Genomic DNA, 17,211 nt, shown 5'->3' on the forward strand with positions numbered 1-17,211 from the left:
TTTACTTTTGCTTGAAGTATAAAGGCGCTGTCCAATGCACCAGGAGTGCCAGTGAGTAGCAAACGAAAAGCGGCATAAAGACGATTTTCAAATTGATAAACACCAACGAAAACAGGGCAATGGTTAACAGCAACTTTACCGCTTCCCCCCAGTAGAAGGTTTTCAGTACCTTCCCTGCTGCACTTGCTCCCGAATGGGAAAAAGCGAGGGTTGCGAATACAAAATTAGGGAGCACAGCTACTGCAGCACCGGCCAAAGCCGATACCCCGTATTGCGCTCCCCAGACGACGAAGAAGAGAACTGACGCACCCCCGGCTATCGCCGCCTGCATCAACACCAATTTATAGGCAGACCACCGGCCACGACGCGCCAAAACCTTGCTCAATTCTCATTCTCCGCATTCGGACTTTTTGTTTCTGTGACCGGACAACAAAATGCCGTAAAAAGTCACAGTACAAAAAGCTTGCGAAAGTATACCTTTTCGGGCCTTCAATGCAACTTTGAGATGCGTAAAATCGCCACTTTTCAATGGTTCTACGACCAAAGATTCAAAAAGCAAAGATTAACATTCGTCACAAATTTACATGAAACTCTGTTAACTGCCCGGAATCAGCGGATTTTACTGAGAATACCGTCTAATTCAGCGAGATTTTGGTAGTTAATTACAATTTTTCCCTTGCCCTTACTGCCGTGAGCAATGGAAACCTTGGCGCCCAGCTTTTCAATCAACTGCTGCTCCAGACGGCTTACATCGTGATCTTTTACCGGTTTTTCTGCTTCTTTAGCGGGATTTAAGGTTCTATTAATTAATCGTTCAGTTTCCCGAACGGTGAGCTCTTTGGCGGCAACTAAACGTGCCAGATTTGTCTGTTCTTCACCCTCAACGGCGAGCAGCGCACGGGCATGCCCCATGTCGATATCGCCATATTCAAGCAATCGCTTAACGGGTTCGTTCAGACTGTTGAGACGCAGCAGGTTGGTGACTGTGGTGCGGGATTTACCCACAGCATCCGCCACCTGCTGGTGAGTGAGTTCGAATTCTTCCAGCAGACGATGCAAGGCAATGGCTTCTTCCATGGCATTGAGATCTTCACGCTGAATGTTTTCAATCAGGGCGATGGCCACCGCTGACTCGTCGGGCACCTGCTTGATGATACAGGGCACTTTATCAAGCTTGGCCAATTGCGAGGCGCGCCAGCGGCGCTCACCGGCAATGATTTCGTACTTTTGCTCGGCGACTTTGCGCACCACTATGGGCTGAATGATACCCTGGGCACGAATGGACTCGGCCAGTTCTTCCAATGCCTCTGGTGACATGTCCTTACGGGGCTGGTACTTGCCGGGTTGCAGCAAATCCACATCCAGATGCACCAGGTCATCCTGTTTGTCGGACCGGGCGGCTTCCTGTTCCAGTTTTTTACTGGCGGCATGGCTGGTGCTCAGCAGTGCATCCAATCCTTTACCCAAGCCCCGTTTTTTCAAAGTCATTGCTAATCCTTACGCCTGCTTTTTTGCCTGGGTTTGCTCGCCCCGGCGAATCATCTCTCCGGCCAGGGCCAGGTAGGCCTTGGCACCGGCACTGGATTTGTCGTAATACATGGCGGGCGCGCCAAAACTGGGGGCCTCGGCCAGACGGATATTACGGGGGATCACAGTCCGGTAAACTTTCTCGCCAAAATGCTGCTTGAGCTGATCGGACACATCATTGGCCAATCGATTGCGAGGATCGTACATGGTACGCAAAATTCCTTCGATGCCAAGCCCCGGATTTACCATGGAGGCCAGCTTGCCTATGGTATCGATAAGGGCTGTGAGACCTTCGAGGGCAAAATACTCACATTGCATGGGCACCAGCACTGAATCGGCAGCCGACATGGCATTCACGGTCAGCATGTTCAGGGATGGCGGACAGTCGATAAAAATATAATCATACTGATCGCGAATGGGGGCCAACGCATTACGCAAGCGCACCTCACGGGCAAAAAACTCCATCAGCTTAATTTCGGCGGCTGTCACATCACCATTGGCGGCAATCAGATCGTACTTGCCCTGAGTATCTTTCACCACCACATCGGCAAAGGGCTTTTCCTCCACGAGCAGCTCATAAGCGGTATTTTCTACCTCGTATTTATCGACACCACTGCCCATGGTGGCATTGCCCTGGGGATCGAGGTCTATCAGCAGCACCTTGCGACGGGTTGCTGCCAGCGACGCTGCCAGGTTAATGCAAGTAGTTGTTTTTCCTACGCCACCTTTCTGGTTGGCTACAGCAATGACTTTCCCCACAATTTCACCCTGTTGTTATTCTGTCGTTCAACCAAGACATAACGCCTTGGACAAGTTGCTTGATGTTGCTGCCAATTGCAAGGCAGAGGGTCACGCTTTGACCAATTTCAGCAGATGCCTCTGCTCATCCAGTCCGGGGACTGTGAGCCTGATGGTTTCAATCAACTTAACGCCTTCGGGGATCCCGGCCATTTCCTCGTCCGCAAGTTGGCCCTTGAGAGCATAAAAACAGCCGTCTTCGGCTGGCAGATGATGGCACCAGCTGAGCATATCGCCCACAGATGCAAAAGCACGGCTGAGCACGCCGTCAAATCCCTGCTCCGGTTGATACAGCTCGACCCGGCTTTCCACCGAACTGATGTTTTTAAGCCCAAGCTCCACTGCCACCTGCTTTTGGAAACGAATACGTTTACCGAGGCTGTCGAGCAAAACAAACTCTTTATCCGGATTGATGATGGCCAGCGGAATGCCCGGTAAACCGGGGCCTGTACCCACATCGATAAAACGCGTGCCCACCAGATGAGGTGACACCACCAGGCTATCGAGGATATGGCGGGTCAGCATTTGCGCCGGTTCCCGCACCGACGTCAGGTTATAGGCCTTGTTCCACTTGTCGAGCAGCGCCACAAAGGCAAGGAGTTGCTGTTGCTGCTGAGCATCGACTTGCAGGCCCGCTTTGGCGAGATCCTGACTGAGTTTTTCGGCTAACACTGGGTATCTCCGTCGGTACAACTGTCTTGATGGGCTATTATGAGGCCCAGAAAAAGTGAAGGGAAGCCCAGAGGCCTCCCTTGCACGCGAGTGGTGCGAGCTTAAGCGCTCTTTCTCAGCAATCCACGCTTTTTCAGGTGAACCAGCAGAATGGATACGGCCGCAGGTGTTACACCGGAGATCCGGGATGCCTGACCGATGGTCTCTGGTTTATGTGCATTCAGTTTGGCCGTCACTTCGTTGGACAGGCCAGGCACTTCGCTGTAGTCCAGATCCAACGGCAAGCGGGTGTTTTCGTTACGCTCAGCCTTGGCGATTTCATCCTGCTGACGCTGAATGTAACCGGCGTATTTTACCTGAATTTGCACCTGTTCAGCGGCAAGCGGATCAGCCAATCCAGGGCCGAAGCCTTCAATCTTCATCAGTGTGTCGTACTCAATTTCCGGACGACGCAACAGATCTTCCAGTGATGCTTCGCGGGTCAGCGGAGCGCTGAGCACCTCGTTAAGCCCGGCAACCTGGGGAGAATTCACATGCACCCATTGGCTGCGCAGACGCTGCTGCTCAAGCTCGATGGACTCACGTTTCTCACTGAATTTTTGCCAGCGGAAGTCATCCACCAGGCCCAGTTCCCGACCTTTTTCAGTCAAACGCAGATCGGCATTGTCTTCACGCAGCAGCAAGCGGTATTCGGCGCGGCTGGTGAACATACGGTAGGGCTCTTTGGTGCCCAAAGTAGAAAGATCATCCACCAGCACGCCCAGGTAAGCCTGATCCCGACGTGGTGCCCATGCCTCTTTGCCCTGTACCTGCAGCGCGGCATTAAGACCGGCCAACAGTCCCTGAGCGCCGGCTTCTTCATAGCCAGTGGTGCCGTTTATCTGTCCGGCAAAGAAAAGTCCGTCGATGACCTTGGTTTCGAGAGAGTTTTTCAGATCTCTCGGATCGAAATAGTCATATTCGATGGCGTAACCAGGACGCACTATCTCTGCGTTTTCCATCCCTTGGATGGAGCGAACCAGCTGAATTTGCACGTCAAATGGCAAACTGGTGGAGATGCCGTTCGGATAAATTTCTGTCGTGGTCAAGCCCTCGGGCTCGATAAAGATCTGATGGGAATTCTTATCAGCAAAACGGTGAATTTTATCTTCAATGGACGGACAGTAACGGGGACCAATGCCCTCAATCACCCCTGAATACATGGGGCTGCGGTCCAAACCACCGCGGATGATATCGTGGGTACGCTCGTTGGTATGGGTGATGTAGCAGGAGATCTGCTCAGGATGCTGGTTCACATCGCCGATAAAAGACATCACAGGCAAGGGAGTGTCGCCTTTTTGCTCTGTCATCACCGAAAAATCTATGGTTCGGGCATCGATACGGGGTGGCGTACCTGTTTTCAGGCGTCCAACACGTAATGGCAGATCCCGTAAGCGATGGGCGAGGGCAATGGCAGGCTGATCGCCAGCCCGACCACCGCTGTAGTTTTCAAGACCAATGTGGATTTTGCCACCCAGGAAGGTACCCGCTGTCAGCACCACGGCAGGCGCTTCAAAGGCCAGACCCATTTGGGTTACAGCCCCGATCACACGACCATTTTCAACCACTAGGTCGTCAACGGCTTGCTGGAAAATCCGCAGGTTAGGCTGCTGCTGCAGAATACTCAGGATCTTGGCTTTGTAGAGGGCTCTGTCAGCCTGAGCACGGGTAGCTCTTACGGCCGGGCCCTTACTGGAGTTAAGCGTACGGAACTGGATCCCAGAGAAATCTGTGGCGATCGCCATGGCACCACCCAGTGCATCTATCTCTTTCACCAAGTGTCCTTTACCAATACCACCAATGGCAGGGTTGCAGGACATTTGGCCCAGGGTATCGACATTATGGGTGAGCAGCAGTGTCTTGCATCCCATTCGGGCTGAAGCCAAGGCGGCTTCGGTACCGGCATGACCGCCACCGACTACTATCACATCAAACCGTTCATGAAATTGCATGACACTACCTTAAAGCGAGAAAAACGAAGATCGCACAACGAGCCGGTTATTTTAGCATTGCCAGAGACAGAGTTGAACGATCTGTTTGCATGTAAAGATCCAAAGGGGATCGCCTTATAGATCTTAAGATCTTTATATAGATCTCTTTATTGTTATCTCTTATTAGGATCGCGGTTTTCTGTGGGTAAGCCTAAAAATCCTTTTAAAACATAGAATAAACGGATTTTGATCCTGTGATCTCTTGGCGATCTACTCAAAGAAAAGGTGGGGATAGATCGCTGTTTTATCCACAGGGTGGATCTTAGACCATTAGGGTGGTTGAGTAATACAGAGGTAGATCAGATCTAAATAATATCTTATCCACAAATTTATTATTAAATAACAGGATTTGTGGATAAGAATGATCTAAGTTGTGGGTGAGAGGGGATAACCTTGAGTTTACGATCTCAGAGCTTACCAATCCATTGTTGCAACCACTGAATGGCTGGCTCTTCTGGCACTGGATCGGCCTGTACATCGATCCGGATCTTATCCACAAAGGGTTTTGCACCGGCGTCGTTCAATAATTGAACAAGCTGTTCCGGCCCCTCGCAGAAGGTATCGTAACTGGAGTCGCCAATGGCGCAGAGCGCAAACTGTACGCCGCTCAAATCCGGCATGGTTAGCATCAAAGACTTGGCAAATGGCTGTAGATTATCGGGCAGATCACCTGCGCCATGGGTGGCCGACACCAGCAGCCACAGGGACGAGGTATCCAGTGAATCCAGCGACGGATCCAGGTGGGTAATACATTCGTGGCCTGCTTCATTCAGCAAAGCCGCCAGTTCATCCGCCACGTACTCACTGCCACCCAGGGTGGTGCCAATCAGGATTTCAATTTTTGCCATCGTTACATCCATTGAGGAGAAAATATGCTTGAAGATTGGCGTCATGGTAGCCCAAAGCCGAGGGAGGGGGAACGCTCTCACCCCTGTTGATGCTGTGTTAGCATGGGTCTGGCACTGATATATAGCCAAGGGGCAAAGACATATCCATGACCAACAAGCGGAAAATAATTCTCTGGCTAAGTGCTGCCCTGGTTGCTCTTCTGATTGGCGCACTGACAACCGTCCTGGTGAAAATCCCGGATGTACCAGAGGTGATTTTGTCTGAACCCGGGTTAGTGTTAACCAATCAAGGCCGCTGTTTTCGCCATGATTACCCTGTCGCTGCCCCGGTTGACCGTGCCATTGATGATCGCGGTGTAATTTCTATGTTGGTTTGGAATATCCATAAACAAAGTGATGGTGAGTGGCCCGAAGGGCTCTGGACTCTGGGCGCTGACTGGCAGCTGATGTTGTTTCAGGAGGTTGAACTCAATACCGATTTCAGATCAGCGCTGGAAAATCATCAGTTCAACTGGACTATGATGCCCGCTTTTCGCTTTCAGGGGCTGGATTATGGTGTGATGCTGGCATCGCGCCGCCCATCGCTTGAGGGGTGCGGCCTGTTAAAGGTTGAGCCCTGGATCCGACTTCCCAAGGCGGCCCTTTACAGCCTCTATGCCCTGAGTAATGGTGAGACCTTGCTGGTGGTTAATCTCCACGGGATCAACTTTGATCCCAATTTGCAGGAGTGGGAAGATCAATTGGCGCCGCTGCTAAAACAGGTATTGCAGCATCAAGGTCCTGTGATCCTGGCGGGCGACTTTAACAGCTGGGGAGAGCGCAGAAGCAACAAGCTTGAGAAACTCCTTGAACCGCTTGAACTAAGCAGTGCGCGGTTTGACCCGGATTCGCGGATCAGGGTATTTGGTGCTCCGCTTGATTGGGTATTTTATCGCGGCTTGATTTTGAAAGAGGCGCAATCACCCACAACAGACTTGTCGGATCATGCGCCTCTCATGGTGTGGTTCGAGCTTATCCCCGGGTCAACCAGTGATGGTGAAACTCCAGGTGTTCATCAATAAAACTCGCGATGAAGTAGTAGCTGTGATCGTAACCCGGCTGCATTCGCAGATTCAGCGGAAAGTCGGCACTGTCAGCGGCATTTTGCAGGCGCTGCGGCATGAGCTCTGTCTCCAGAAAGCTATCGGCATCGCCCTGATCCACCAACATGGGTATGGGATCGGCGCAGCGGCCAATCAATTCGCAGCTGTCGTATTCGCGCCAGCTTTCCCTGTCTTTGCCCAAATAGTTACCAAAGGCCTTTTGGCCCCAGGGGCTCTGGCTGGGATTACAGATAGGGCTGAACGCAGACACGCTGGCATAGCGACCGGGGTTTTTCAGCGCTATGGTCAGGGCGCCGTGGCCGCCCATGGAGTGGCCGGCAATGCTGCGTTTGCTGCTGACCGGGAAGTTGGCTTCAATCAGCTTCGGCAGCTCTTTCACCACATAATCGTACATGCGGTAGTGCTTACTCCAGGGCGCTTCGGTGGCATTGAGATAAAAACCTGCCCCCAGGCCAAAGTCCCAGGCGCCATCGGGATCGTCGGCCACACCTTCGCCCCGTGGGCTGGTGTCCATGGCAACAATGGCAAGCCCGAGCGTCGCGGCGAGGCGCTGGGCGCCTGCCTTCTGCATAAAGTTTTCATCGCTGCAGGTCAGCCCTGATAACCAATAAAGCACAGGTACGCTTTGGGTTTCGGCCTGGGGCGGCAGAAAAATCGCAAAGCGCATCTTGCAATCCAGGCTGCTGGATTGATGGCTGTACTGCTTGTGCCAACCGTCAAAGCTGCGATTGGCACTGACTAGTTCCAGAGTCATGTCGGCTCCTTATTTGCGATCGTAATGGATCACGCTGCGGATACTTTTGCCTTCGTGCATCAGCTTGAACGCTTCGTTAATCGCATCCAGTCCCATGGTGTGGGTGATAAAGTCACTCAGGGCAAATTCACCTCGCAGGTACTGCTCAACAATGCCCGGCAGTTCGGAGCGTCCTTTCACGCCGCCAAAGGCACTGCCGCGCCACACCCGGCCGGTTACCAGCTGGAATGGACGGGTGGAAATCTCCTGCCCGGCGCCCGCAACGCCAATGATCACTGACTCACCCCAGCCCTTGTGGCAGCACTCCAGCGCGCTTCGCATTACATTCACATTGCCGATGCATTCGAAGGAGAAGTCCACGCCGCCGTCGGTCATCTCAACAATTACGTCCTGAATCGGCTTGTCGTAGTTTTTGGGGTTGATGCAGTCGGTGGCGCCGAGCTTTTTGGCCAGTTCAAACTTACTGTCGTTGATATCAATACCAATGATGCGGCTGGCTCCGGCAATGGTGGCGCCAATCACCGCCGACAAACCAATGCCGCCGAGTCCGAAAATGGCCACTGTGTCGCCTGGCTTCACCTTGGCGGTTTTAAGCACTGCACCCATACCGGTGGTGACGCCGCAGCCCAGCAGACACACTTCTTCCAGCGGCGCTTCGGGGTTAACCTTGGCGAGGGAGATTTCCGGCAGCACTGTGTATTCACTGAAAGTGGAGCAGCCCATGTAGTGATAAATCGGCTCGCCATCTTTATAAAAGCGGGTGGTGCCGTCCGGCATCAGGCCCTTGCCCTGGGTGGCGCGCACAGCCGAGCACAGGTTGGTCTTGCCCGAGGTACAAAACTTACATTTGCCGCACTCGGCGGTGTACAGCGGGATCACATGGTCGCCAACCGCCACGCTGGTCACGCCTTCGCCCACCATTTCCACAATGCCGCCGCCCTCGTGGCCCAAAATGGCCGGAAACACGCCTTCCGGATCATCGCCCGACAGGGTAAAGGCATCGGTGTGGCATACGCCGGTGGCGACAATGCGCACCAGCACTTCGCCGGCCTTGGGCAACATCACATCCACTTCTTCAACGGATAGGGGTTGGCCCGGACCCCAGGCAATGGCGGCGCGGGATTTAATAAAGGATGCAGACATAGGATTTCCTTCCTCAGAAAATGCGGCCTTGCAGATGACCGGATTCATTATTGATAGTCCAAAGCCAATACCTGGGCACGGCCCAGACGCTTTGTGTGTGAATGTGATTGTATTTCTTTACTGTGAATTGATAATTGGCTCTATTGGTAAATAGCTTTTACTGGATAGAAATAATCATGCGCTGGGAAGGGATTTGTGAATTTGTGGCCGTGGCCGAGGCGCAAAGCTTTACCACGGCAGCCGGTCGGCTTGGGATCAGTACCGCGCAGGTGAGCCGTCAGGTGCGGGAGCTCGAAGAGCGCCTCGGCAGCAAGCTTTTGTACCGTACTACGCGCAAGGTGTCGCTTACCGAAGATGGTCAGCTGTTCTACCGCCACTGCCGCCAGGTCCTCGATGGCCTGGATGAAGCCGAGCGGGCGGTGTCATCACTGAAAAACGAGCCCCGTGGGCTTATTCGTATGATGGCGCCGGTGACCTACGGCGAGCAATATGTGATGCCCATAGTGCTGGAATATATGCAGCAATTTCCCCAGGTGGAAGTGCAGTGTGAGCTGACCAATCAGCAGCTCGATTTGGTGCAGGGCGGCTTTGATTTGGCGATTCGCCTCGGAGTGCTGCCGGATTCCTCCATGATGGCGCGAAAACTGGCCGAGCGGGTGCAGTATCTGGTGGCATCGCCGGATTATGTCAGCCGCCATGGGGCGCCCCATTCGCTGTCGGAGCTCAGCCGTCACCAGTGTTTGCTGGGCAGCCTGCCATTCTGGCGTTTTCAGGAAGAGGGCAAGCTTCGCAGCCTGAAAGTGAAAGGGCGCCTCAGTTGCAGCAGCGGCAATACCTTGCTGGCGGCGGCGTTGGCGGGCATGGGGATAGCACAACTCCCCGGTTATTATGTGGATGAAGCCATTCGAGATGGGCGCTTGCTGGTGCTGCTGAAGCCATTTCAGGAACCCAAAGAGGGAATTTGGGGCCTGTATCCCCATAATCGGCAGCTGTCGCCCAAGATTGGCCATCTGATGAATATGCTGGCCGACAAGCTGCCCAAAGCCTGATGTGTGAGTTGGCGCCCCAATCCAACTCGTTTCAACTTGTTGAAAATGGCGGAACAACCTAATGTGATTCAGGCGAGGCGTTTCGCTGGAATGGATCGCTACAGTACGACTTCAATAAAGGGAATTGCGATGAAGAATTTTACTGCCGGCTTGAATAATTTCTGGGTTGGGTTGGTTACCGGCATGCTGATGCCTGTGATTGTGGTGGCCTCGCTTCTATACCTGACCGTGGATAAGCTGACCGGGGTGGTGCAGGACTCGGCCATTTCGCCTTTTCTTGAGCGCAGCGAGCAGACCCTGGATAAGGTAGACGGTCTGCTGGTGACCCTGGATGACAAGGTCGACAGCGCCATCCTGAAGGATATTGAGCTGCTTACACCGCTGAAAAACGCCAATATTTTGCCTGAGCTGCAGGAGATTGCCGGCGCCGCCGCTGAGCTTAAAACCAAGGTGAGTGACATAGACAAAGAAGCTGTGCTTGCCGCCCTGCGTCAGAAGCTGGAAACCTCGCTGGCGGGCAAGTTCCCCGAAGAAAAAGCCAAGGCGCTTGCCGCCAATCTGGAAAACATTGTGCGGGTGCTGGCGCAGCGGAGTGACAATCTTCAAAACATCACAGATCCTCAAAAAATAAGTGAGTCACTGCCAAATGGCCTGCAATCTCCGGGCAATTGATTAGCCTGTACCGACTCTCTTCAAGCCTTGTTAAATGAAGACTTGCCGGCAATCTCAGCTATCACAAAGTCGATAAAGTGGGTCACCAGCGCCGATTCGGTCCGGCGCTGGGTGTAAAGCGCATAGAAGCTCGCGCCCTTGGGGCGAAAGTCCGGCAAGACTTCAACCACAGTGCCAGCCAGCAGCTCATCGGCCACCAGATAACGGGGCAGGATGGCGATGCCAAAGCCCTGCTGCATGGCGGCATAAATCGCCTGCTTGTGGCTGAAGGCAAGCTCGCCCGCGACGTCTATATGCAGCTCTTTTCCCTTATCCATCAAGGTCCAGCGCTCGTGGCTTGAATAATCAGTGCAGCGGGTGATAAGGCTGTGCTGATGTAATTCTTCCGGCCTGTTGAGGGCTGATTTGCCATCCATATAGGCCTTGCTGGCGCAAAGCACCATCTCATCTTTGGCAATAAAGCGGGCAAGATAGGGCTCGCGGCTAAGCTCGGTGCTGCGAAACGCCACATGAATATTGTCCCGCAGTAAATCTGAGGTGCGATTACTGAAGTCGGTGACCAGCCGCACCGATGGGTGCAATTGCCTGAACTTAAGCAGCAAAGGCGTAAGTATTACTTCGCCCCACATCATGGGGGCGGTTATTCTGAGCTCGCCGCTCAGGCACTCACGGCGGTTTTGCAGCCCATCAAGCAGCTGTTCGTGCAGGGCAAGCATCTGGTCTGCCTGGCGGTAGGTAAGCTCTCCTGCATCGGTCAGCTGTACCCGACGGGTGGTGCGGTTAAGCAGCACAGTGCCGAGGCTTTGTTCAAGATAGCGTAAATCTTTCGAGGCCTTGCTTGGGGTAATGCCCAAATGCGCCGCAGCCCGGGAAAATGAGCCAAAGCGCACAATGCAGACCAGCAGTCGCATTAAATACAAGGTATCCAGCTTGTGTTGGCTCATGCTTCTATCCTCGCGATTGCGCTGCCCGTTGCGCTTCTATTATTTCAGCTTCAATCCGTTCGCTGATTGTGTCTTTCTGGGCATTAATATCTTTCCTAAAGGATAGATTATATCTTTTCTGTCTTGAGTTATCGTGGTGCCATTGTGATTGATGAGTTGGAGAGACAAATGCGTCAGGCATTAAACAGCGGGTTTGAGTTTGCCCGGGCGGGTGTGCGGCTAAAGAATCGTGCCGTGCTGGCACCGCTGACCCATAACATGAGCGATGCCCATGGCAATCCGAGTCAGGCAGAGTTCGACTGGCTTGAGCATTGCGCCAAAGGTGGTTTTGGGCTGCTGATTGCGGCGGCTACCCAGGTGTGGCCCGGTGGTCGCTGCTGGCAAGGGCAGCCAGCCTTGATGACTGACCATCAGCAGCAGGCCTTCAGCCGGTTTGCCAGATCTGCAAAGGCCAATGACGCGCTGGCGCTGGTGCAACTTCATCACGGCGGGGTGCGCGCTGCGCCTGCGCTGAATGGCACTGCGCCTGTTGGCCCAAGCGCCGAGGCGCCCGGTGGCCGATATCCTCTTGGGGTGACCGAGCTTGATGAAGCCGGAATTGAGCAGCTGATAGCCGCCTTTGTTGCGTCTGCCGAGCGGGCTTACCAGGCCGGCTTGGATGGGGTTGAGCTGCACGCTGCCCATCACTTTTTGCTGTGTAACTTTTTAAATCCCATGCTTAACCGGCGCAGAGACCGCTGGGGTGGAAGTCTTGAAAACCGTGCCCGGCTGCTGATTGAGATCATCCGTGGCATACGTCAGCGATTGCCCCGTACCTTCCTGTTGGGGGTGAGGTTATCGCCGGAAAGCTATGCCAATGTCGAAGGAATAGCGCTTGAGCATCAGCTGGAAGTCGCTCATTTACTGGCGGCAGCGGATATCGACTACGTGCATTTTTCCATGGGTGACAGCTTCAAGCAGGCCAGCGGCAAAGATACCGCGCTGCTCAGCGAAGTGACCAATGCCCTTACTGGCAAAACCGCGCTGATTATTGCAGGCAATATTCGTGACGGCGCTGCGGCGCAACAGGTGCTGGGTGCCGGCGCCGATCTGGTTGCCATTGGCACAGCTGCCATAGGGAATCCGGATTGGGTGCATAAGGTCGTCAGTGATACGCCGCTGTTAACGCCGCCCTTTGCCGACACCCTGCTGCAAGACCACGGATTTACCGAAGCGGGACTTGCTTACCTTGGCGCTATCCCCGGGCTGGTTGCTCCATCAGAGCCACAAGGGTGAGGGCGGGAAGATGTCTGAGTGGATGTTGCTGCTGATCAAGGGCCGCGGCGCCTGGCTTCAGCTGAACCAATAAAAAAACGCGACTGCCGCCGGGCGACAATCGCGTTTTATGTCTGTAAAAGCGGTTTATTTGCCGATACAGAAGGAGCTGAAAATCTTGCCCAGCAAATCGTCTGAGGTAAATTCGCCGGTGATTTCAGACAGCGCCTGCTGCGCCATCCGCAGCTCTTCGGCCAGCAGTTCGCCGGCCAGATACACTTCCAGCTGTACCTTGCCCAATTGCAGATGCTCGCTGGCCTGTTCCAGTGCTTCGAGGTGACGACGACGGGCGATAAAGCCGCCTTCGAGGTTGCTTTGATAACCCATCAGCGATTTCAGGTGCTGCTTGAGCGCATCTACACCCAGGCCTGTCTTCGCCGAAATCCGGTAGACGCTGTAGCCTTGCTCTTCGGTGGCCTCCAGTGGCTCGCCGGTCAGGTCGGCTTTGTTGCGCACCACAGTTACCCCAAGGGCCTTGGGCAGGCGGTCGATAAAGTCGGGCCAGATCTCGTGTGGGTCAACCGCGGCCGTGTCTGTGCCATCCACCATAAACAGTACCCGATCGGCGCTGGCTATTTCGCTCCAGGCGCGCTCGATACCGATACGCTCTACTTCGTCTGTGGTGTCACGCAGACCGGCGGTGTCGATAATGTGCAGTGGCATGCCATCGAGGTGAATATGCTCCCGCAGCACGTCGCGGGTGGTGCCGGCAATATCGGTCACAATCGCAGACTCTTTACCTGCCAGGGCGTTGAGCAGACTGGATTTACCGGCGTTGGGGCGCCCGGCAATCACCACCTTCATGCCTTCACGGATGATGCTGCCTTGTTTGGCGCTGGCCTGCACTTCATCAAGCTGGTGAATAATGGCGTAGAGGGCGGCGGCAATTTTGCCGTCACTTAAGAAATCCACTTCCTCGTCGGGAAAGTCGATGGCGGCTTCCACATACAGACGCAGGTTGGTGATTTTATCCACCAGGGTGTGCACCTGAGTGGAGAACTCGCCCTGCAGTGACTGCAGCGCACTCTTGGCGGCCTGTTCGCTGGTGGCATCAATCAGGTCGGCAATGGCTTCGGCCTGGGTCAAATCCAGCTTGTCGTTCATAAAGGCCTGCTCGCTGAACTCGCCGGGGCGGGCAATACGCACCCCTTTAACCTTGAGTACGGCGCGAATGAGCATGTCCATCACTACCTGGCCGCCGTGGCCCTGCAGTTCCAGCACATCTTCGCCGGTAAAGGAGTTGGGGCCCTTGAAGAACAGGGCGATGCCCTGGTCAATCACGCTGCCATCGGCCGCTTTGAAGTCGCAGAAATCGGCGTAGCGGGGTTTGGGCAGGTGTCCCAGCAGGGCATGGGCTACATCACTTGCCAGCTTGCCGGATACCCGGATGATGCCTACGCCGCCCCGACCGGGCGCGGTGGCCTGTGCCACTATGGTGTCTGTCGTCACGTGTCTTTCCGCTTAATGGTGTACTTCAAAAAGGAAACAAAAAGGCGACCTCAGGTCGCCTTTTTAGTGTCTCGCCTGAAAAATGGGCTTATTTTAAGCCTTTTTTCTCCAGTGAGGCATAAATAATCTTCTGTTGGATGATGGCAACAATGTTACCCACCAGCCAGTAGAGTACCAGACCTGCAGGGAACCACAGGAAGAATACGGTGAAGATCATCGGCATCCACTGCAGCATCTTCTGTTGCATTGGGTCCATGTTGGGAGCCATGGGCTGCATCTTCTGCATCATCCACATGGAGGCACCCATCAACAGTGGCAGTACGTAATAAGGGTCCTGCACCGACAAATCCTGGATCCACAGCATGAATGGCGCATGGCGCAGTTCAACGCTTTCCAGCAGCACCCAGTAAAGGGCGATGAAGATTGGCATCTGCAGCAGGATGGGCAGACAGCCGCCCATGGGGTTAACCTTTTCCTTCTTATACAGGTCCATCATGGCCTGACCCATCTTCTGGCGGTCATCACCGAAGCGGTCTTTCAGCTCCTGCAACTTGGGCTGCAGGTTGCGCATCTTGGCCATGGACACATATTGTGCCTTGGTGAGCGGATACAAGAGACCCCGTACAGTCAGGGTTACCAGAATGATGGCCATACCCCAGTTGTGCACCAGGCTTTGGAAGAACATCAGTACCCAGTGAATAGGTACCGCCAGCCACCACAGGAAGCCGTAGTCCACTACCAGGTTCAGGGTGTCAGACAGGGCAGACAGAGCCGCCTGATCTTTTGGACCCACATAGAAGGTAGCTGAAATGGTTTCACTGGCACCTGGCGCTACGTCGTGCACCGCACCTTTAAAGCCGATATTGGCGAGGCCACCGGCACTGACGGATGTGAACAGGGTGTTCTTGTCAGACGCTGCCGGAACCCAGGCAGACACGAAGTAGTGCTGCAGCATGGCAACCCAACCACCGAGAGTCGGCTCTTCAAGGTCTTTCTTGCCCATGTCTTCGAAGCTGTACTTCTCATAACGCACATCGGCGGTGGAGAAGGCGGCGCCACGATAGGTGGGCATCATCATGCTGCTTTCGCTGGCGGCGATGGTGTGCTTGATTTGACCGTACATCTGCACCTGCACTGGGGCATCTGAGTTGTTGGCAACGCGATAATCCACGCCTACATCAAATTGGCCACGCTTGAATACAAACACCTTGGTGAAGCTCACACCGGTATCTGTGGTCAGGGTCAGCGGTACTTCCAGGGTGTCCTGGCCTTCAGCCAGCGTGTATGTGTCGGCGGCGGCAGCGAACTTGGCGCGGCCACTGGCGGCACTGTCGATACCATCACGACCAATCAGACCACTCTGGGCGATGTAGCTGAAGTTATTTTTCTGCTCCAGCAGAACAAAAGGAGCTTCTTCGTTTTGTTCCAGCTTATGGGTCAGCAATGCGGCATAGACGATGTCACCGCCAACAGGGTTAATCTGTACGTCCAGCTGATCGGTTTTAACACGGATCAGATTTTGGGTTGCTGCCACTGTGGCAGGTACACCGGCATCGGCTGTAGGAACGTCACTGTTGATAGCCTGGTCGTGGATTTGAGCCGCCGCTACTTCTGTGGCTGGTTTGGGTGCCTTGTCGGATTCCCACTGTTGCCAGAGCAAAAAGCTGACAAACAGCAGGCCGATGAGCAATAGATTGCGTTGAGATTCCATAGCCTTATTTATTACACCTGTCTTTTTTCGGAGGGACGGGATCGTTGCCGCCCGGATGTAAAGGGTGACATTTTAATATGCGTTTGGCTGCAAACCAACAGCCTTTTATAACACCGTGAAGCTTGATGGCTTCAATGGCGTAATGTGAGCAAGTTGGCTGAAAACGACATTTAGGCCCAAGGATTGGGCTGATAAAGATTTGGTAGCCGCGAATAAGCGTGGTGGCTAGCCATTGAAACGGCGACTGAGTTTGCGCCATAGCTTATCTACCAGCTTATGAAGTTCGGGATTCTCCAAATCCATAACCCCTTTGCGAACCAGCACGACTATATCCAGCGGAGGCAGGTCGTGTTGATGCAATCTGAAGCTCTCCCGAATCACCCTTTTAACCCTGTTACGGTCGTGGGCGCGTTTTACCTGGCGTTTGGGCACAGTTAAACCCACTCGAGGATGTTCCTGAGTGTTCGGAATGGCAAGCAAAGTGATTTCAGCAGAAGATGCTTTGATAGGATTGGTGAAAACAGCTTGAAATTGCGCGGGAGTTAACAAACGTAACTCCCGCGTAAAGGTGTAGCTAGTCACCTAGATGTCGACCTGATTAGGCAGACAGACGAGCGCGACCCTTGGCACGGCGACGAGCCAGTACCTTGCGGCCGTTAGCTGTAGCCATGCGAGCGCGGAAGCCGTGAGAACGCTTGCGCTTCAGGTTGCTAGGTTGAAAAGTACGTTTACTCATGGTGGCAATCCGTCTTTACTGGTTAACATTCCTTGACGCTGAAACAAGAAATCTGAAATCAGAGACAAGGGCATAAAAAAGAGGCCGAATTGTAATCACCTAAACGCCTCTCGTCAAGAAGCGTGACTCAACAGCGACACATTACAGCCAGATTTTTTCTTCATTGGCCTTATTAAGAACCCTACAGAATGTGGATAACTCTGTGCATCTACACAATATCTGGTAGATCTGGGGACGACTAACAAGATCAGAAGCCGCGCATTATAGATCAATATGGATCCCTTAATAAAGCAGGATTTCCGCCATTGGGCTGTGAAATAGATCCTTTTCGATCTTGACTGATCAGAGTTATTCAGATCTTGAGATCTCCCTGTTGATAATTCCATTTTAAGGATAGCGATCCCGTCAGAGTCCCGATAGAATACTCCTCCTTTGGATAGTTATTTTTTGGGGACGGAACA

At 53.6% G+C, this 17,211-nt stretch carries 18 protein-coding genes; 4 read left to right on the forward strand and 14 right to left on the reverse strand.

Going from position 1 to position 17,211, the window contains the following annotated elements; all coding sequences use genetic code 11:
- Window position 1: 1 nt before the first annotated feature.
- From JQC75_RS18785 to mioC, 6 genes are all read right to left on the reverse strand, one after another.
- Complete coding sequence (locus JQC75_RS18785) at window positions 2-385, reverse strand: ATP synthase subunit I (RefSeq protein ID WP_203325519.1); 384 nt, start codon at window positions 383-385, stop codon at window positions 2-4.
- A gap of 224 nt (window positions 386-609) precedes the next feature.
- The gene (locus tag JQC75_RS18790; protein ID WP_203325520.1) at window positions 610-1,488 is read right to left on the reverse strand and encodes a ParB/RepB/Spo0J family partition protein; all 879 of its coding nucleotides are present in this window, start codon (window positions 1,486-1,488) and stop codon (window positions 610-612) included.
- A gap of 9 nt (window positions 1,489-1,497) precedes the next feature.
- Complete coding sequence (locus JQC75_RS18795) at window positions 1,498-2,286, reverse strand: ParA family protein (RefSeq protein ID WP_203325521.1); 789 nt, start codon at window positions 2,284-2,286, stop codon at window positions 1,498-1,500.
- Between the two features lie 90 nt (window positions 2,287-2,376).
- The gene (gene rsmG / locus JQC75_RS18800; RefSeq protein ID WP_203325522.1) at window positions 2,377-2,997 is read right to left on the reverse strand and encodes a 16S rRNA (guanine(527)-N(7))-methyltransferase RsmG; all 621 of its coding nucleotides are present in this window, start codon (window positions 2,995-2,997) and stop codon (window positions 2,377-2,379) included.
- Between the two features lie 101 nt (window positions 2,998-3,098).
- Complete coding sequence (gene mnmG, locus JQC75_RS18805) at window positions 3,099-4,988, reverse strand: tRNA uridine-5-carboxymethylaminomethyl(34) synthesis enzyme MnmG (protein ID WP_203325523.1); 1,890 nt, start codon at window positions 4,986-4,988, stop codon at window positions 3,099-3,101.
- Window positions 4,989-5,434: 446 nt separating this feature from the next.
- Window positions 5,435-5,875, reverse strand: coding sequence for an FMN-binding protein MioC (mioC, locus tag JQC75_RS18810; RefSeq protein WP_203325524.1), 441 nt, complete (start codon window positions 5,873-5,875; stop codon window positions 5,435-5,437).
- Between the two features lie 146 nt (window positions 5,876-6,021).
- Here mioC and JQC75_RS18815 point away from each other — a divergent pair, with 146 nt between their 5' ends.
- A complete protein-coding gene (locus tag JQC75_RS18815) occupies window positions 6,022-6,936 on the forward strand; it encodes an endonuclease/exonuclease/phosphatase family protein (protein WP_203325525.1) in 915 nt (304 codons plus the stop codon).
- Here the strand turns inward: JQC75_RS18815 and fghA are convergent.
- A complete protein-coding gene (gene fghA / locus JQC75_RS18820) occupies window positions 6,887-7,732 on the reverse strand; it encodes an S-formylglutathione hydrolase (RefSeq protein WP_203325526.1) in 846 nt (281 codons plus the stop codon). The genes JQC75_RS18815 and fghA overlap by 50 nt on opposite strands.
- 9 nt (window positions 7,733-7,741) lie before the next feature.
- Complete coding sequence (locus tag JQC75_RS18825) at window positions 7,742-8,875, reverse strand: S-(hydroxymethyl)glutathione dehydrogenase/class III alcohol dehydrogenase (protein WP_203325527.1); 1,134 nt, start codon at window positions 8,873-8,875, stop codon at window positions 7,742-7,744.
- Window positions 8,876-9,048: 173 nt separating this feature from the next.
- Here JQC75_RS18825 and JQC75_RS18830 point away from each other — a divergent pair, with 173 nt between their 5' ends.
- A complete protein-coding gene (locus tag JQC75_RS18830) occupies window positions 9,049-9,924 on the forward strand; it encodes a LysR family transcriptional regulator (protein WP_203327273.1) in 876 nt (291 codons plus the stop codon).
- Window positions 9,925-10,053: 129 nt separating this feature from the next.
- Entirely contained in the window at window positions 10,054-10,596 is a 543-nt protein-coding gene (locus JQC75_RS18835; protein ID WP_203325528.1) for a hypothetical protein, read from the forward strand.
- A 20-nt stretch (window positions 10,597-10,616) separates the two neighbouring features.
- Here JQC75_RS18835 and JQC75_RS18840 read toward each other — a convergent pair whose 3' ends face one another.
- Window positions 10,617-11,540: a LysR family transcriptional regulator gene (locus JQC75_RS18840; protein WP_203325529.1), complete on the reverse strand. Its 924-nt coding sequence runs from the start codon at window positions 11,538-11,540 to the stop codon at window positions 10,617-10,619.
- 168 nt (window positions 11,541-11,708) lie between these two features.
- Here JQC75_RS18840 and JQC75_RS18845 point away from each other — a divergent pair, with 168 nt between their 5' ends.
- Entirely contained in the window at window positions 11,709-12,815 is a 1,107-nt protein-coding gene (locus JQC75_RS18845) for an NADH:flavin oxidoreductase (RefSeq protein WP_203325530.1), read from the forward strand.
- Between the two features lie 126 nt (window positions 12,816-12,941).
- On the opposite strand, the gene mnmE is transcribed toward JQC75_RS18845, so the two are convergent.
- From mnmE to rpmH, 5 genes are all read right to left on the reverse strand, one after another.
- On the reverse strand, window positions 12,942-14,303 hold the full coding sequence (gene mnmE / locus JQC75_RS18850) for a tRNA uridine-5-carboxymethylaminomethyl(34) synthesis GTPase MnmE (RefSeq protein WP_203325531.1): 1,362 nt from the start codon (window positions 14,301-14,303) through the stop codon (window positions 12,942-12,944).
- A gap of 88 nt (window positions 14,304-14,391) precedes the next feature.
- Window positions 14,392-16,014, reverse strand: a complete 1,623-nt coding sequence (yidC, locus tag JQC75_RS18855; RefSeq protein ID WP_203325532.1) for a membrane protein insertase YidC — start codon at window positions 16,012-16,014, stop codon at window positions 14,392-14,394.
- Window positions 16,015-16,018: 4 nt separating this feature from the next.
- A complete protein-coding gene (gene yidD, locus JQC75_RS18860) occupies window positions 16,019-16,273 on the reverse strand; it encodes a membrane protein insertion efficiency factor YidD (RefSeq protein ID WP_203325533.1) in 255 nt (84 codons plus the stop codon).
- Window positions 16,240-16,596, reverse strand: coding sequence for a ribonuclease P protein component (rnpA, locus tag JQC75_RS18865; protein WP_203325534.1), 357 nt, complete (start codon window positions 16,594-16,596; stop codon window positions 16,240-16,242). The genes yidD and rnpA overlap by 34 nt, the downstream gene beginning before the upstream one ends.
- Before the next feature lie 16 nt (window positions 16,597-16,612).
- The gene (gene rpmH / locus JQC75_RS18870) at window positions 16,613-16,750 is read right to left on the reverse strand and encodes a 50S ribosomal protein L34 (RefSeq protein ID WP_011758135.1); all 138 of its coding nucleotides are present in this window, start codon (window positions 16,748-16,750) and stop codon (window positions 16,613-16,615) included.
- Window positions 16,751-17,211 lie beyond the last annotated feature (461 nt).

Source organism: Shewanella litorisediminis, assembly GCF_016834455.1.
GTDB classification, from domain to species: Bacteria; Pseudomonadota; Gammaproteobacteria; order Enterobacterales; family Shewanellaceae; genus Shewanella; species Shewanella litorisediminis.

Coding starts and splice junctions, on each gene's coding strand:
- JQC75_RS18835 (WP_203325528.1), top strand. CDS start 10,054: ATGAAGAATTTTACTGCCGGCTTGAATAATTTCTGGGTTGGGTTGGTT.
- JQC75_RS18840 (WP_203325529.1), bottom strand. CDS start 11,540: ATGAGCCAACACAAGCTGGATACCTTGTATTTAATGCGACTGCTGGTC.
- JQC75_RS18790 (WP_203325520.1), bottom strand. CDS start 1,488: ATGACTTTGAAAAAACGGGGCTTGGGTAAAGGATTGGATGCACTGCTG.
- JQC75_RS18845 (WP_203325530.1), top strand. CDS start 11,709: ATGCGTCAGGCATTAAACAGCGGGTTTGAGTTTGCCCGGGCGGGTGTG.
- mnmG (WP_203325523.1), bottom strand. CDS start 4,988: ATGCAATTTCATGAACGGTTTGATGTGATAGTAGTCGGTGGCGGTCAT.
- yidD (WP_203325533.1), bottom strand. CDS start 16,273: ATGGCGCAAACTCAGTCGCCGTTTCAATGGCTAGCCACCACGCTTATT.
- fghA (WP_203325526.1), bottom strand. CDS start 7,732: ATGACTCTGGAACTAGTCAGTGCCAATCGCAGCTTTGACGGTTGGCAC.
- yidC (WP_203325532.1), bottom strand. CDS start 16,014: ATGGAATCTCAACGCAATCTATTGCTCATCGGCCTGCTGTTTGTCAGC.
- rpmH (WP_011758135.1), bottom strand. CDS start 16,750: ATGAGTAAACGTACTTTTCAACCTAGCAACCTGAAGCGCAAGCGTTCT.
- mioC (WP_203325524.1), bottom strand. CDS start 5,875: ATGGCAAAAATTGAAATCCTGATTGGCACCACCCTGGGTGGCAGTGAG.
- JQC75_RS18825 (WP_203325527.1), bottom strand. CDS start 8,875: ATGTCTGCATCCTTTATTAAATCCCGCGCCGCCATTGCCTGGGGTCCG.
- JQC75_RS18815 (WP_203325525.1), top strand. CDS start 6,022: ATGACCAACAAGCGGAAAATAATTCTCTGGCTAAGTGCTGCCCTGGTT.